The organism is Kitasatospora sp. cg17-2, assembly GCF_054031055.1.
Window position 1 is genome coordinate 963,172 of sequence record NZ_CM132923.1, and the last position, 15,567, is coordinate 978,738.

The following is a 15,567-nucleotide window of genomic DNA, read 5'->3' on the forward strand; positions in this document are numbered from 1 at the left end:
CATGACCCTGTCCGTGGCGGCGATACTCGCCGAGTCCGCACTACGGCGACCGGAGCACCCGGCGGTCGTGTGGGGCACGCGGAAGATCACCTACCGCGAACTGTGGGACGGGGCACGGCGGTACGCGGCGGCGCTGCGCGCGCGGGGCATCGGCCCCGACGACAAGGTGGCGCTGCTGCTCCCCAACACGCCGCACTTCCCGCTGGCCTACTTCGGCGTGCTCGCGCTCGGCGCGATCGCGGTCCCGGTCCACGCCCTGCTCCGGGCCGACGAGATCGCGTACGTGCTGAAGGACTCCGGGGCGGCGGCGCTGATCTGCGCCGCCCCGCTCCTGGCCGAGGGCGGCAAGGGGGCGGAGGCGGCCGGCACGCCCCTGCTCACCGTCATGGAAGAAGGAGGGGACGAGGAGGGGGCCGCCCGCGCGCGGCGGCTGGACGAGCTGGCGGCCCGCAGTGCCCCGATCGACCGTCAGGTGCCGCGCGACCCGGGGGACATCGCGCTGGTCCTCTACACCTCCGGCACCACCGGCCGGCCCAAGGGCGCCCTGCTCACGCATCTCAACGTGGTGATGAACGTCGGCACGACCATGCTGTCGCCGTTCGACCTCACCGCGGACGACGTCCTGCTCGGCTGTCTGCCGCTGTTCCACACCTTCGGCCAGATCTGCGGCATGAACACCTGCTTCCGGGCGGGGGCGACCATGGTGCTGATGCCGCGGTTCGACGGACCGGGAGCGCTGGACCTCATGGTGCGGGAGGACTGCACCGTGTTCATGGGCGTCCCCACGATGTACACGGCGCTCCTGGACGCGGCCCGCGCCGACCCGCGCAGGCCCCCGCTCGACCGCGCGTTCTCCGGCGGCGCCGCGCTGCCGGTGGCCGTCCTGGACGCGTTCCGGGAGACGTTCGGCTGCCCGGTCCTCGAAGGCTACGGGCTGACCGAGACGTCTCCGGTGGTGGCCTACAACCAGAGGGCGTGGCCGCTCAGACCGGGCACGGTGGGCCGGCCGATCTGGGGCGTCGAGGTCGAGATCGCCAGGGCGGAGGTGGAGGACCGGATCGAACTGCTGCCCGCCGGCGAGACGGGCGAGATCGTCGTCCGGGGGCACAACGTGATGGCCGGCTACCTGAACCGGCCGGAGGCGACCGCCGAGGCCATCGTGGACGGCTGGTTCCGCTCGGGCGACCTCGGCGTCAAGGACGACGAGGGCTACCTGTCCGTCGTCGACCGCAAGAAGGACGTGGTGCTGCGCGGCGGGTACAACGTCTACCCGCGCGAGGTGGAGGACGTCCTGGCCCACCACCCGGCGATCGCCCAGGCAGCCGTCGTCGGGCTCCCCCACCCCGTCCACGGCGAGGAGGTGTGCGCGGTGGTGAGGGCCCACCCCGGCCATACGCCGGGCCCGGCCCTCGGCGCCGAGATCGTCGCCTGGAGCAGGGCCCGGATGGCGCCGTACAAGTACCCGCGCCGGGTGGAGTTCGTGGACGCCTTCCCCCTCGGCCCCAGCGGCAAGGTCCTCAAACGGGAGCTGGTCGCCCGCTTGCGCGCCGCGGACCCGGACCGCCCCCCGGACGACCGGCCCCGCCCGCACTGACCCGGGCCCCGGCCGGTCGGGACTCCCCCGATCGGCTGCGGGTCGCCGGAGCGCGTCCTACCGGACACCGTCCGCGGTGGACCGACGACCGCTCGCACCGCGCTCTCACGCGCCACCTCGCTCGGCGCGTGGTCCGCGCTCCACGCACGTCTCATGTCAGTCGTTGACGGTGTTCCCGGTCCTGAGGTCGTCGATCTTCTGCTGGTAGTCGTCCAGCCGGTCGGGGCAGTAGACCTTGACCACCTCGGCGCCGGCCTCCAGGATCCGCTTGTCCGCGATGACCGGGCGCTGGCCGGGGCCGGCCGCGCCGTTGGAGATCTGGACGAGCCAGAGGCCGCGTCTGAGCGCCGAGTTGGGGTCCTCGCAGACCACGCCGCCGTCGGTGCCCAGGGTGTCGGCGATGGTGGCCGGGTCGCGTACGGCGAATCCGTCGGCGGCGAGGGCTTCGTTCAGCTGGTTCGCCTTCCGGTAGGCCTCGTTGGTGTTCTTCTGCTGCGTGTAGGTGAACAGTCCGACGACCGCCACGACGACCAGTACCACGATCGCGCCGATGTAGATCCAGCGGTGCTCCGACCACGCCCGGGTGGGACTCATGCCGCGCCTCCGTCGACCTGGGCGGAGCCGGCGTCGGGCTGCCGCCAACCGGGTTTGCGCGCCTTCAGGAAGGCGAACGGGATGACCACGCCGAGCAGCAGGAGGCCGCCGCCGACGATGCCGACGTAGGCCCAGGCGCTGCCGCCGCCGAACTGCGAGGACGGGATGAACCCGATGGCCATGGCCAGGGCCGAGGCCACGAAGCCGACCACACAGAGCGTGGTGAGCATCGGCGCCCGGTAGCCGCGGGGGTGGTCGGGCTGCTTGCGGCGCAGTTGGACGGCTGCCACAAACATCAACAGGTACATGATCAGGTAGACCTGGGTGGTGATGACCGAGAAGATCCAGTAGACGCTGGAGACATCCGGGATCAGTGCGTACAGCAGGGCGATGACGGTGGTGACCGCGCCCTGGGTGACCAGGATGTTCTGCTGGACCCCCTGCGCGTTGAGCTTCTGCAGGAACGGGGGCAGGTAGCCCTCCTGCCGGGAGATCAGCAGCAGGCCCTTGGAGGGGCCGGCCAGCCAGGTGAGCATGCCGCCGAGCGAGGCGGCGCACAGGGCCACCGCGATGATCGGGACCAGCCAGCCCACGTGGAAGTACTGGAAGAAGGCGTCGAAGGCCTGCATGACGCCCGCGGTGAGGCTGAGCTGGTCGGCCGGGATGACCCAGCTGATGGCCAGCGCGGGCAGGATGAAGATCAGCAGTACCAGGCCCATGGACAGGAACATCGACTTCGGGAATTCCTTGGCCGGGTTGCGCAGCTTGTTGACGTGGACCGCGTTCATCTCCATGCCGGAGTAGCTGAGGAAGTTGTTGACGATCAGCACGAGGCTGGCGATGCCGGTCCATTGCGGGAACAGGTGCGAGGAGTCCATCGGCGCCGCGGAGGCGTTGCCCTGGCCGAGGAAGACGAATCCGAGGACGACCAGCAGCGCACCGGGGATCAGCGTTCCGATGACCAGGCCCCAGGAGGCCAGGCCGGCGACGGCGTTGGTGCCGCGCGAGGACACCCACACGCCGGTCCAGTAGAGAACGACGATGACGATCGCCGTGTAGACGCCGTTGCTGGCCAGCGCGGGATTGATGACGTAGGAGACGGTGCTGGCGACGAAGGCGAGCAGGCTCGGGTAGTAGAAGATCGTCATGGCGAACTGGCACCAGACCGCGAGGAACGCGAGCGGCTTCGACAGCCCCTGGGCGACCCAGTTGTAGACGCCGCCGCTCCATCCCGAGGCCAGTTCCGCCGAGACCAGCGCCGTCGGCAGCAGGAACACGACGGCGGGCAGCAGGTAGAGGAAGACGCAGGCGAGACCGTACACCGCCATGGTGGGCGAGGCCCGCAGACTGGCGACCGAACTGGTCGTCATCAGCGCCAGCGTCAGCCAGGTGATCTTCTGCGACCCGACGGCGGCCCGTACCGCGCCCGCCGGCTTCGCCCGGGCCGGGCGGCCGGTATCGTCCGCCGGTACGTCACCAGCGCTCATGGGGACCCTCCTCGGGTGCGACGGCCCGCGGTGGGACGTCACCCCCACGCTCGCCAGGACGGGCGGCAGCCGCTCGCCGGGTTCGGCCGGCCGGGGCCGTTCGTTCCCTCGTTCACCCGTCCGGCGGCTCAGAGCACGAGTCCGGTCCGCTGCCGCGGCGGAGCCCGCCCGGACCGCACCCGAACCCGCAGGCCCGGGCCGGTCACCGGCCCTCGACGGGAACGGTGTGCGCGTGCGCCGCCGCGGCGGCGCCGAACGACTCGGGCCCCGACCGGCGGCGGGCCCGGACCGCCAGGGCCGACAGCAGCAGACCCACCCCGGACGCGACGGCGAGCAGCAGGCACGCCCGCGACAGCCCCTCGGCCAACGCGTCCGCCGCACCGTCACCGGCCGCGCGCCGCGACGCCCCGACCGACGCGTTCACCGCCGCCACCGCCGCCGTGAACGCGGCCGCACCGATGTAGCGGGCCATGTTGGAGATCCCGGACGCGGCTCCGACGTCGTCGGCCGACACCCCCGAGGTCGACGCGGAACTCGCCGGACCGTTGACCAGCCCCAGACCGACCGCCAGCAGGACGAGCGGCCCGACGAACGCCGCATAGCGCCAGTCCCCCTGGACGAGCGCCAGCAGCGCGCACCCGGCCGTCGCCGCCGCGAACCCGACGCCGATGACGGGCGCGACCCCCATCCGCTTGACCATCCGGGGGACCAGCGGGGTGACCGCGATGAGCCCGACCGTCGCGGGCAGGGTGGCCAGACCGGCCTGCAACGGGCTCAGCGCGAGCGTGGCGGGGTCCTGGAAGTAGAGGCTGACCAGGTACATCAGACCGTTGATCACGCCCGCGCTCAGCAGGATCGCGACCGTACCCCCGATCAGCACCCGGTTCCCCAGCAGCCGCAGGTCCACCAGCGGCGCCTCGACCCGCCGCTCCACGAGGACGAACCCCACACCCGCCGCCACCGTCACGGCGAAGCACCCCAGCACCCCCGGCGACACCCAGCCCCAGTCCGCGCCCTCGCTCAGCGCGAGCAGCGCCGGGGCGAGCACACCGGCGATCAGCACCGTCCCCGCGAAGTCGATCGACCGGCTGCGCTCGGGATCGCGGGACTCGGCGACGCCCTTCACCGTGACCGGGACGCAGCCGAGCGCGATCGCCGCGTCGATCCAGAACAGCCCCTGCCACCCCGTGCCGTCCACCAGCAACCCGCCGACCAGCGGCCCGGCCGCCGCGCCCACCGCCGACGCGCCGCCCCACAACGTCACGGCGCGCACCTGCCCGGCCCCCGAGGAGGCGACCGACAGCAAGCTCATGCCGCACGCGAGGATCGTCGCCCCGGCCGCCCCCTGGATCGCCCGGCCGACGATCACACCGCCACCGCTGCCGGACAGCGCGATCAGCACGCACGAGCCGACGAACAGCACCAGGCCGCCCAGGAAGACCAGCCTCCGGCCGAACACGTCGCCGAGCGCACCCGAGGTGACCACCACCGCCGCACCCACCAGCGAGTACCCGGTGACAGCCCATTGCAGCGTGTCCAGCGAAGTCCCGGTGTCCGTACTGATCGCCGGGAGCAGGATGCTCACCGCCGAACTGTTCGCGTTGACGACCAGCGCCGAGAGGCAGGTCGCGATCAACACGGCCGCCGGCGCGGGGCGGCCGGAATCCGCGGATGTCGCGTCACCGCTTCGGGAGTCCACACAGGCAGGTTCACACGCGCCGCCCCGCCCCGCAGCCCGTGACCGACCTGCGGCGTCGTCCCCGGAAGCGCTCCTGGGCCGATCCTGGCCGACACCGGGGCGGCCGCGCGCACGTACGCGGCCGCCATCTCCTCGGTCAGCGGTGGTTGACGATGACGGAGATGCCCCAGCCGATCGACGCGAGGACCACCGCGAGGAGCAGTCCGGCCAGGGCGTAGCCCACCGGGCCGGCGGTGGGGCGGTCGGTGGCGGGTTCGGTGGCGGATCCGGTGGCCGGGACGCCGGTGGGCGCGGGCCCGGCGGGCGGGTTGAGCAGGCGCAGGGCGAGGGCGAACAGCGCGGGCAGACCGGCGCCGGTGAGCAGGCCCACCACGAGGATCTTCCACAGCGCGTCCAGGTCGATCCAGGAGTTCACGAGCCCACCTCGTCCGTGGCCTTGACGGGCGCCGGGACCACCGAGCCGGTCCACGCCGCGTTGACGTTCTCCGAGGTGACGGCCGGGTAGCGGGAGGCGACGTAGAAGGCGGTCGACGCCAGCACCAGGACGGTGAACACCACCAGCACGCCGGCCGTCCCGCCGATCCCGTTCGCGGTCCAGTAGGCCAGCGCGCCGACCAGTGCGGCGGCCGGCAGGGTGAGCAGCCAGGCCGTCACCATCCGGCGGGCGAGCTGCCAGCGCACCTCGGCGCCCTTGCGCCCGATCCCCGAGCCCAGGATCGACCCGGTCGCCACATGCGTGGTGGAGAGCGAGTAGCCGAAGTCGGTGGAGCAGAGGATCACGGCGGCCGAGGCGGATTCGGCGGCCATGCCCTGCGGCGACTCGATCTCCACCAGGCCCTTGCCCAGGGCGCGGATCACCCGCCAGCCGCCGACGTAGGTACCCAGCGCGATGGCCAGCGCGCAGGAGAGGATCACCCAGTCCGGCGCCGTCGCCCCGGAGGTCAGGTTCCCGTTGGCGATCAGGGCCAGGGTGATGACGCCCATGGTCTTCTGCGCGTCGTTGGTGCCGTGGGCGAGCGACACCATGGAGGCCGAGCCGATCTGGCCCAGCCGGAAGCCGCGCCCGCGCGCTCCTTCGGACACGCCCCGGGTGATGCGGTAGACCAGCAGGGTGCCGGCCACGGCCACCAGGCCGGCGATGAACGGCGACAGCGCCGCCGGCACGATCACCTTGGAGACCAGGCCCTGCCACTTGACGGCCGAGGAGCCGGCCGCCGCCACGGTCGCCCCGATCACGCCGCCGATCAGCGCGTGCGAGGAGCTGGAGGGGATCCCGAGGTACCAGGTGGCCAGGTTCCACAGGATGCTGCCGGTCAGACCGGCGCACACCACGGTCAGGGTCACCGCCCCGCTGGCGACCAGGCCGTTGGCGATGGTCGCCGCGACGGCGGTCGACAGGAACGCGCCGACCAGGTTCAGCACCGCCGAGAGGGCGACCGCGACGCGCGGCGGCAGGGCCGCGGTGACGATCGAGGTCGCCATCGCATTGCCGGTGTCGTGGAAGCCATTGGTGAAATCGAAGCCCAGCGCCGTGACCACCGTCAACGCCAGGACCGCGTCGTTTCCGGTCACGCCCCAGAACCTAGCCCGCGAGCCGACCCGGTCCCGGCGCCGCGGCGACCCGGCACACCGGGAAGCACGGGCCGGCCATCCGATCGGCGCAACACCGCGCGTCCTGCGGGGTCCGTCCGGGCGGCACCGCGTCGGACGCCGGGCGTCGACAGCCGCCGAGGGTCTCCCGCTCGACCCGCTCACTGCCCACTGCTCACGAGCCGCATACCCGCGGGGGGATTGCCGGCCGGCACCGATGGCAGTCGGTACCGGCCGGCAATGCGAGAGAAAATATCCGATATACGAAGTCTTGGCCAGAGGCTTCGCGTGATCCATTCCGACCGGTCAGGGTGCCTCAACCGGCCCGCACGCCGAAGCGGCGACACCTCTGGCGTTAATTTCGTATATCGCATATGTTACGCGGCACACCTTCGGCCGCGACGCAGCCGACCGGGCCCAACGGGCCACCCACGACATCTCCGGACCCGGCTCCGACTCCACCCCGAGCCGCCCCCACGAAGGAAGACCATGACCAGCTCCGAGCCGCACGGAATCAGCCGCCGCTCCGTCCTGCGCGGCGCCGCCATCGTCGGCGCCGCCGCCGCCATGCCCCAGCTCCTCACCTCCACCCCCGCGCACGCCGTCGACGACAACACCGGTGGCAGCTACACCGTCGCCTTCGACGACAACGCGGCGAAGAGACAGACGATCCTCGGCCTCGGCTTCGAGATCCAGTCCGACTCCATCGGCTCCAACGACGGCCCCACCGACGACGGCCTGGTCAGCGGCGTCCCCCTGGACCTCACCGCCGCCGCCTACACCCGCTTCGTCAACGACCTGCTCAAGGCCGGCCGCAGCGACCGGGGCTTCCGCTACTGCCGACTCGCCATGGGCCTCTACCACCGCGGCGTCACCGCCGACGGCAAGCGCTTCCAGGACCGCTACCCGGACCAGACCAAGAAGCTGGCCACGATGGTCCAGGACGCGGGCATCGAGGGCCTCGGCGTCGAGTACTGGTCCCCCGCGCCGCACTGGAAGAGCAACGGGCAGCTCGGGGGCGGACCGAACAAGGACGCGACCCTCGCCTCCTTCGCCCCGGCCGAGGCCGCCGCCATGGGTGATGCCATGGTGGCCGACCTGGACTACCTGGTCGAGAACTCCAGGGAGACCCCGAGCTCGCCGCCGCGACTGAAGATCATCTGGTGGAGCCTGCAGAACGAACCCAACCAGGGCGCCAGCTACAGCAGTTGCAAGTACACCGACGAGCAGTACCGGGACGTCTTCAACATCATCGCCCCCAAGATCCGCGCGGACTACCCGGACACCAAGATCCACGCCACCAGCATCAGCGGCTGGTGGAACAACCGGGGCGCGGTCCTCAAGAACAACGCCACCTCCATGCAGTACATCGACGCCTGGACGTGGCACAAGATCGGCGCCGACAGCAACACCCAGATCACCGAGAACTACACCGGCAGCGGCGTCGACTTCCGACCCGTCTTCAACAACGAGTTCGAGTACCTGGGGGGCCACGGCCCGGTCGTCGACCGGGACACCCTCAACACCGCCCAGTCGATCATGAACTGGATGACCTTCCAGAACGCCCCCACCTGGTGGTGGCTGCACGCCCTCAAGCCCAGCACCGACGCCCTGTCCGAGAACTACGGCCTCGGCACCTGGCGGCCCCCGGGCGCCCCGGCGGACAGCCGCTTCCCCGGCCTCCAGCCCGGCGACTGGACCTTCAACCCCCGCAACTGGAACGCCGTCGCCGGCTTCGTGCGGTTCATGCCCTGGGACTCCGTGCGCTACAACGTCGAGGAGCCCCACCCCACCGAGGCCAACGGCGGCCTCAAGACCCACCCGAACGGCGTCACGACCCCCGGCAACGTCACCTACCGGCCCGACCAGCGCATCATGGCCTGGAAGACCCCCGGCGGAAAGCCCGTCCTCGTCGTCACCAACCGCGGCAACGCCAACTACACCTTCACCGTCGACACCCGGACCACCGGCACCTTCCGCGGCTACCGCTACGGCCCCTCCACCAACATGGCCGGCGTCGGCGCCAAGTCCGGCACCACCCTCACCCTCACCGTCCCGCCCCTGTCGATCGAGTTCTGGGTCCACGACTGACACCCCTCGGTGCCGGGACCTGGACCGGCACGGCCCGCCGCCCCTGCCGTCGCATCCGGATGCGACGGCAGGGGCGGCGGCAGGAGCGGCGGCCGTACGCGGGCACCCCGGCCGGCGGCGCGGTGACCGCTGCCGCTCTCCCCGGAGTCGGCCTTCCCGCGTCGGCGCATCCGACGGACGCCGGCTGGGGAGCATTGCGGAATGGACTACCAGGACTGCGTGGACATCCTCGAGAAGCTGCACGGGCGGGTGCGGGAGTCGCTCCGCGACGAACGACGGGCGAACGTCCCCCGGCTGCTGGCGGCACTGGGTCATCCCGAGCGCGGACTGCGGGGGATGCTCGTGGTCGGGACGAACGGCAAGGGATCGACCTGCGCGTTCGCGGTGTCGGCGGTGACCGCCGACGGTGCACGGGTGGGCAGCATGCCCAGCCCGCACCTTCAGGAGCACCGGGAACGGATCCGGGTCGACGGGGTCCCCGTCACACGCGCCGAGTACGCAGCCGCGTTCGCCGAGGTGTGGCAGGCGGTCGAGCGGCACGCGCTGCCGGTCCTGGCCTCGGGCCTGTACGCGGCCACCGCCGCCGTGCACTTCCGCCGCGCAGGGGTGCCGCTGGCCGTGGCCGAGGCGAGCATCGGCGGGAACCGGGCCGCGGCCGGGGAACTCGGCATGGACGTCAAGGTCGTCACCGGCATCGGACTCGACCACACCCGGCTGCTCGGGAACTCCCTGGCCGAGATCGCCCGGGCCAAGGCGATGGCCGTCCGTGACGGGGACCACGCGGTCCTGGGGCGGCTCACCCCCGAGGCGGCCGCCGCGGCGCAGCAGGTCCTCGACGAACGGGACCGGCTCACCGTGTGGCGCATGGACCACGAGATCCACTACACGGCCCGCACCGTCGCCGGCGACCGCTCTCCCGCGGTCGTGGTGGACGTCACCACCCCGCGCGCGGTGCACCGCGGCCTCCCCTGCCCACTGCCCGGCGCGCACCAGCACCACAACCTTGCGGTCGCCGTCGCGGCGGTGGACGCGATGGCCGAACGCGGCCACCTCCGCACCCCGGACGGCGAACGCCTCCGCGCCCGACTGGCCGCCACCCGCTGGCCGGGCCGCCTCGAACTCGTCCCCGACGCCCGGCTGCGGGGCTGGACGGGCCGCGTCCTTCTCGACGGCGCGACCAACCCGCAGGGTGTCGCCGCCGTCGCCCCGGAGATCCTCCGCCACGGCCGCGGGGACGGGCACGCGGACGGCCGCGGGGACCGACCGCCCGTCCTGGTCTTCTCCTCCTTCGAGGGAAAGGACGTCCCCGGCATGCTCGCCCCGCTGCCCTCCCACTGGCCGATGGTCCTCACCCGCACCGGCTCCCACGAGTGCTCCGACCCCTCCGCCGTGCGCGACCGCGTCGCCGCCGGCCGGGGCCCGTGCCTGACCGCCCAGAACACCCGGTCGGCACTGGAGCAGGCCGGCGCCCTCGCCGGGCCCGGCGGCCTGATCGTCGTCACCGGCTCGCTCCGCCTGGTCGGCGAAGCCCGCACCGCGCTCGACCTCCCGCCCGCCTGACCGCCTGACCGCCTCCGGGTCGATGCTCCTCCGGCCCGCGGACAGTGTGTCGCGGGCCTCCTGGACCGCGCGTTCGGTGTGGGGGCCCAGGCCGCTCATGGCCTCGTCGAGGACGAGGACCGGCGGGTTCCGCAGCATCGCCCGGACGATGGCCGGCCGTTGCCGTGCGTCCCGCTCCGTCCCCGGGTGTCAGCTCCGGGCGGCGTGGATCGCGCGGCTCTTGCGGGACTTGACGGTCTGCGGGTGGAACTGGCCCAGCACACGGTGGCGGTCGGCCGCCACCTGCTCCAGCAGTCGGGCCGCCTCACCGTGGTGCCCGGCCTCGCCCAGGTTGCAGGCGTGGTTGTGCCGGGCGGTGAGGGTGTGCGGGTGGTCCGGGCCGAGGACGCGTCGGCGGTCGGCCGCCACGAGCGCCAGCAGCCGCGCCGCCTCCTCGCGGTAGCCGGCCTCGCCCAGGTAGTAGGCGTGGTTGTGCCGGCTGGTGAGGGTGTGCGGGTGGTCGGGCCCCAGCGCGTGGTGGCGGTCGGCCGCCACCTGCTCCAGCAATCGGGCCGCCTCCCGGTACTGCCCGGCCTCGCCCAGGTTGTAGGCCTGGTTGTTGCGCGCCCTGAGGGTGTCCGGGTGGGCCGCGCCCAGCAGCCGCGCCCGGCCGTCGGCCACCTGCGCCAGCACGGTCGCCGCCTCGTTGTGGCGCCCCTCCCGGCCGAGGGAGTTGGCCAGCTCGTGGGCCGTCGTCAGTTCGTCGACGCTGGGCGGCCGGACGGCCGCGGCAGGAGGCGGGGGCAAGGACGGCGACGACGACGGAACGCGCACGGTCGCCAGTACGGTGGCGGCGGCGCCCGTCGGCCGGGCGACGGCAGCCCGCAGCGCCTCGGCCACGGCCAGGGCCGAGGCGGGGCGGTCCGCCGGATCCTTGGCCAGGAGCCGCAGGACGACACGGTCGAGGCCGTCCGGCAGCTCGGGCCGGTGGTGCCGCGGTGGCACGGGCTGCTCGTTCAGGTGGGCTTCCATCGCGGCGTACGAGTTGCCGCGGAAGCCGAAGGGCGTCGTGCCGGTCAGGAACTCGTACAGCACGCAGCCGAGGGAGTAGAGGTCGGCCCGGCCGTCGATCCGCAGGCCCTTGATCTGTTCCGGGGCCATGTACGCCGGGGTGCCGTTGGCGCTGCCGGCGGGGGTGAGCTGGGTGTGGCCGGCCATCAGGTAGGCGGCGATACCGAAGTCGAGGACGACGACGGCCTCCGTGCCGTCCGCGTGCCGCGTCAGGAAGAGGTTCCCCGGTTTGATGTCCCGGTGCGCGACATCCACCGCGTGGGCGGCGGCCAGCGCGTTGCAGATCTGCACGCCCCACTCCACGGCCCGGGCGGGGTCGAGCCGCTGACCCGACCCCAGGGCCTCGGCGACGGACCGGCCGGTGAGCAGGCTCATCACGACGTAGGGCGTCGCCAGACCGGCCTCCCGGTGAAGGCCGTAGTCGTGCACGCCGATGATGTTCGGGTGCTGGAGCCGCGCGGTGATGCGGGCCTCCCGCTCGAAGCGGGCCTGCGCCTCGTGGTCCTCCGCGCCGTCCACCTGGGGCAGCAGGACCTTGACGGCGACGTCCCGTTGCAGCCGGGTGTCCAGGGCACTCCAGACCGCCCCCATCCCGCCGACACCGATGCAACGGTCCATCCGGTACCGGTCGTTGACCATGGTGCCCTGCAACATCCGCTCCCCCACCCCGAGTCCCGTCCGGGCTCACCGTAGTGTGTCCGGACGACCCCGCGCAGCCTCGTCCGGGGTTCCCGATCAACGGGCCGGGTCCCCCGGTCGCGCGGCGTCGGCCGACCGGGAACGGCTACGCCTCGGCGGGCCTTCGCCGGACGAACTCCGGCGCCCCCGCCACCGCCTCGCGGACGTCCGGGTGCGGGTCGTCGGCGAGGGCGAACAGCAGTTCGGCGACCCCGGGCGTGCGCCAGTCGCCGATCGCCCACACCAGGGACTCCCGGACGCGGTGGTCGGGATGGGCGGCGAGGTGGGCGAGTCGGGCGATCGGGCCCCGGCGGCGGCGGAGCCGCATGAAATGGTCGAGGACCGCCTCCAGCTCGGCCGGGTCGCCCGGATCCCCGGCGGCCGCGATCCGGGCGAGCAGCACGTCGGTCGGCGGCGGCGGGCCGTCCAGCTGGTGCGGGAGACGCTCGCGCAGCCGCCGGGCCCCGTAGCCGCCGCGCACCCGGCAGCCGAAACAGGTGCAGGGCCGGGTGCCGTGCGCGTCGGGGCAGTACCGCCAGCCCACCACCTGCGGCGCGGCGCGGACGCGGTGGACCTCCGCCCGCCCGATCGCCCGGGGTACGAACACCTCCCAGCCGCGCGGGTCGTCCAGCGCCGCGATCCGCCGCACCGCCTCCGCCGCGGGGACCACGGCCTGGGCGCTCCGCGCCCGGTCCCCGTAGGACCCGACCAGCACCGGCTGGGCGTCGTCCAGCCGGACGTGGACGGCCACCCGACCGCCCCGCCGGTCGAAGCGGCCCAGCTCGCGCATCCACTGGTGGGTGAGCGTGTACGACGGCAGCACCGGGAAGCAGTACACCCCGCGTGCGCCGTCCTGGCCGTGACTGGCCGAACGGATCCCGGCCCGCCGGATGCGCGGCGCGTTCGCCGCCGCTGTGAGGTGCACAAACATCGCCATGGCTCGGCATGCTAGGCGATCGGCTCCGCGGCGTCCTGGCAATTACCGGGCGCTCAGCGGTGGTTCAGCAGGCCCTCCGCGAGTGGCGCGAACAGCAGGTCCCAGTTGCCGGGCAGGTGGCGTACCGCCGCGGTCAGGTGGAACCGCGCGACCGTCCACTCGTCGGGCCGCGCCTGCGTCCCGTGCTCCCGGACAGCGTCGAGGCAGTGGTCCACGAACTCCGGATCGTCCTCGTCGAACCCGAGCCGCTTGCACGCCCGCCGCACCTCCGGCGCCTCGTCGAACCAGTCCTCCCAAGCGGTGGCCGCGCCCAGGAGATAGAGCAGATGACTGCCGGACGCCGGCAGGCCGCCACGCAGGTCCGCGGAGACGACGGCCCGATCCGCGTCGTCGCCGGTCAGCGCCGTTCCCTCGACCGCGAGAGCCACCAGGTCGTCCCAGTGGGCCGCGTCGTGACTGCCGGTGCGCTGCCGCATGTACGCGCTCGCGAAGGCGGCCATCGCCCGCGGGTCGTCGATCAGCGGGGAGACGACCAGGTCGCTGGTGAAGTCGAAGCCGAAGTAGTACCGCCGCCCGTCCAGGGTCAGCGACTCCACGCCCCCGACGTGGCCGATCCGGTCGGGCAGGGGCGGGAAGCGCTCCAGGAGATCCTGTTCCATGGGGCGGACCATAGCCTCCGCCACCGACATCCGTCGGGTCCGCGCGGTCGACCGGGCACCGCCGCGCCGGGCTGTTCCCCTGGCGCGGCGGTGCTGTCGAGGCCCCGACGGGGCGGACGGCCCGGACGGGGTGGACGGAGCGGTCAGGGCGGTCGGGGCGGTCGGGGCGGAGGACCGCCGGGCGGTCAGATCCGGGTGGCCAGCGGCACGGTCGTCCGCTTCATCCAGGTACCCGTCGCGAAGTCGCGTGCCTTGACGACGACCCGGTCGCGGTACACGTCCACCTGGATCCCCTGATTGAAGCGTCCGGGGACGGTGGACTCGCCGCCCTGCCCGTTGTCGGCGTAGCCGGTCTGCACGGCGCCGGTGTTGATCACCGAGAAGCCGTCGAGGTTGGCGGTGCCGGGCACGACGCGGCGCACGTACCAGTCGGAGAGGTTGAGGTCCCAGTGGGTGTGACCGCTGAAGAGGAACACGTCGCGGTGGCGCCCCAGGAGGCCGAGGAGCCGGTCGGGCTGGAGGTAGTCACTCGAATAGATCTTGCTGCGGGTACCGGAGACGGTGTTGGGCAGCGGGTGGTGGGTGATCACCATGACCGGCTTCCGCCGCCGCGCCCAGTACTGCAGGCGGTCCTCCAGCCACTGGAACTGCGCGTCGCTGATCCACACCTCGTCCCACAGCGCGCTGTCGTGGTACCTCATGTACCGCTCGGTGCCGAGGGTCAGCACCGGGATGCCGCCGAACGTCGTCTCCGTGTAGATCGTGGACCGGCCGGCGAACCGGTAGAAGCTGCGGAAGAGGGAGTCCTCGGTGGTCCCGTTAGGCCAGGTGCTCTGGGCGAGCGTGTTCGGGTCGGACCACTTCGGCACGTAGAACTCGTGGTTGCCGATCGCCCAGGCCACCTCGCGCGGCTTCGGGCCCTGGTCCAGGACCTTCCGCACCTCGGCGTACTCGAAGTCGTAGCCGCGCGGCGTGATGTCGCCGGCGACGGCCAGACCCGAGGAGCGCGGATTGGTGGACCTGATGTCCCGGAGGGCCTGGGCGAAGTCACCGAGGTCGCCCTGGATGTCGCTGATGACGTTGAAGGTGGTGACGAGCCCTCCGCCGGCCTCGGCGGACGTGGCTTCGGCGGGCGCGTCCTGGGCGGGCGCGGCCGCGGCGGTGCCGTGGGCGAGACCTCCGAGCACCAGTGCTCCGGCCGTCGCACCGAGCAGGGACCTGCGTTCCATGGTCGTTCCCTTCCACTGTCGCGCGGGGACGGGGGAGCCGGCCCCTCGCACGATTCGGATCAGACCCGTTATCGATATGCGATCAAGTGGACGACCAGGTGAACGGGTGCCGACGGATGGTCACGATACGAATGACCGCTTGCGATTGCCCGGGCCGAGCGGGTCGAGCGGACCGACCGGACCGAGCGGGCGGGCGGGCGGGCGGGCGGGCGGACCGGGCCTACCGGACCGACCGGGCCGAGCGCCGGAGGCCGGCGACCGCGTCATGAGTCCGTCAAGAACGCGCCTCCCGCCGTCATGGTGCCGTCAGCGGCGGCCCGGGCACCCCGGCCGGGGCGTTCCCTGGACAAGGGTCCCCCGGAGGCGGGGAACCACCGGGTGTCACGCGACCGAGGCGGA

12 protein-coding genes are annotated in these 15,567 nt (G+C 72.8%); 3 read left to right on the plus strand and 9 right to left on the minus strand.

Annotated elements, in window-relative coordinates:
• Position 1 precedes the first annotated feature (1 nt).
• Positions 2-1,594, plus strand: coding sequence for a long-chain-fatty-acid--CoA ligase (locus ACW14Y_RS03750; RefSeq protein ID WP_456985857.1), 1,593 nt, complete (start codon positions 2-4; stop codon positions 1,592-1,594).
• A gap of 156 nt (positions 1,595-1,750) precedes the next feature.
• On the opposite strand, the gene ACW14Y_RS03755 is transcribed toward ACW14Y_RS03750, so the two are convergent.
• The 5 genes from ACW14Y_RS03755 to ACW14Y_RS03775 all read right to left on the minus strand — a co-directional run bounded on the left by ACW14Y_RS03755 (position 1,751) and on the right by ACW14Y_RS03775 (position 6,946).
• Positions 1,751-2,188, minus strand: a complete 438-nt coding sequence (locus ACW14Y_RS03755; RefSeq protein ID WP_380437590.1) for a hypothetical protein — start codon at positions 2,186-2,188, stop codon at positions 1,751-1,753.
• Positions 2,185-3,675, minus strand: coding sequence for an APC family permease (locus ACW14Y_RS03760; RefSeq protein WP_380300264.1), 1,491 nt, complete (start codon positions 3,673-3,675; stop codon positions 2,185-2,187). Before ACW14Y_RS03760 ends, ACW14Y_RS03755 begins: the two co-directional genes overlap by 4 nt.
• Positions 3,676-3,877: 202 nt before the next feature.
• The gene (locus tag ACW14Y_RS03765; RefSeq protein WP_456985858.1) at positions 3,878-5,374 is read right to left on the minus strand and encodes an MFS transporter; all 1,497 of its coding nucleotides are present in this window, start codon (positions 5,372-5,374) and stop codon (positions 3,878-3,880) included.
• 136 nt (positions 5,375-5,510) lie between these two features.
• Positions 5,511-5,789, minus strand: a complete 279-nt coding sequence (locus ACW14Y_RS03770; RefSeq protein ID WP_456985859.1) for a hypothetical protein — start codon at positions 5,787-5,789, stop codon at positions 5,511-5,513.
• On the minus strand, positions 5,786-6,946 hold the full coding sequence (locus ACW14Y_RS03775; RefSeq protein ID WP_380300261.1) for an inorganic phosphate transporter: 1,161 nt from the start codon (positions 6,944-6,946) through the stop codon (positions 5,786-5,788). Before ACW14Y_RS03775 ends, ACW14Y_RS03770 begins: the two co-directional genes overlap by 4 nt.
• 507 nt (positions 6,947-7,453) lie before the next feature.
• On the opposite strand from ACW14Y_RS03775, the gene ACW14Y_RS03780 reads away from it, so the two are divergent.
• Both ACW14Y_RS03780 and ACW14Y_RS03785 read left to right on the plus strand, forming a co-directional pair.
• The gene (locus ACW14Y_RS03780; RefSeq protein WP_380387446.1) at positions 7,454-9,055 is read left to right on the plus strand and encodes a glycoside hydrolase family 30 beta sandwich domain-containing protein; all 1,602 of its coding nucleotides are present in this window, start codon (positions 7,454-7,456) and stop codon (positions 9,053-9,055) included.
• 201 nt (positions 9,056-9,256) lie between these two features.
• A complete protein-coding gene (locus tag ACW14Y_RS03785) occupies positions 9,257-10,615 on the plus strand; it encodes a bifunctional folylpolyglutamate synthase/dihydrofolate synthase (protein ID WP_456985860.1) in 1,359 nt (452 codons plus the stop codon).
• 189 nt (positions 10,616-10,804) lie between these two features.
• On the opposite strand, the gene ACW14Y_RS03790 is transcribed toward ACW14Y_RS03785, so the two are convergent.
• The 4 genes from ACW14Y_RS03790 to ACW14Y_RS03805 all read right to left on the minus strand — a co-directional run bounded on the left by ACW14Y_RS03790 (position 10,805) and on the right by ACW14Y_RS03805 (position 15,168).
• Positions 10,805-12,319, minus strand: a complete 1,515-nt coding sequence (locus ACW14Y_RS03790; RefSeq protein WP_456985861.1) for a protein kinase domain-containing protein — start codon at positions 12,317-12,319, stop codon at positions 10,805-10,807.
• Between the two features lie 130 nt (positions 12,320-12,449).
• Complete coding sequence (locus ACW14Y_RS03795; RefSeq protein WP_380387455.1) at positions 12,450-13,280, minus strand: HEAT repeat domain-containing protein; 831 nt, start codon at positions 13,278-13,280, stop codon at positions 12,450-12,452.
• 53 nt (positions 13,281-13,333) lie between these two features.
• Positions 13,334-13,939, minus strand: coding sequence for a hypothetical protein (locus tag ACW14Y_RS03800; protein ID WP_456985862.1), 606 nt, complete (start codon positions 13,937-13,939; stop codon positions 13,334-13,336).
• A 185-nt stretch (positions 13,940-14,124) separates the two neighbouring features.
• Positions 14,125-15,168, minus strand: coding sequence for a DUF4073 domain-containing protein (locus tag ACW14Y_RS03805; protein ID WP_456985863.1), 1,044 nt, complete (start codon positions 15,166-15,168; stop codon positions 14,125-14,127).
• Between the last annotated feature and the right edge of the window lie 399 nt (positions 15,169-15,567).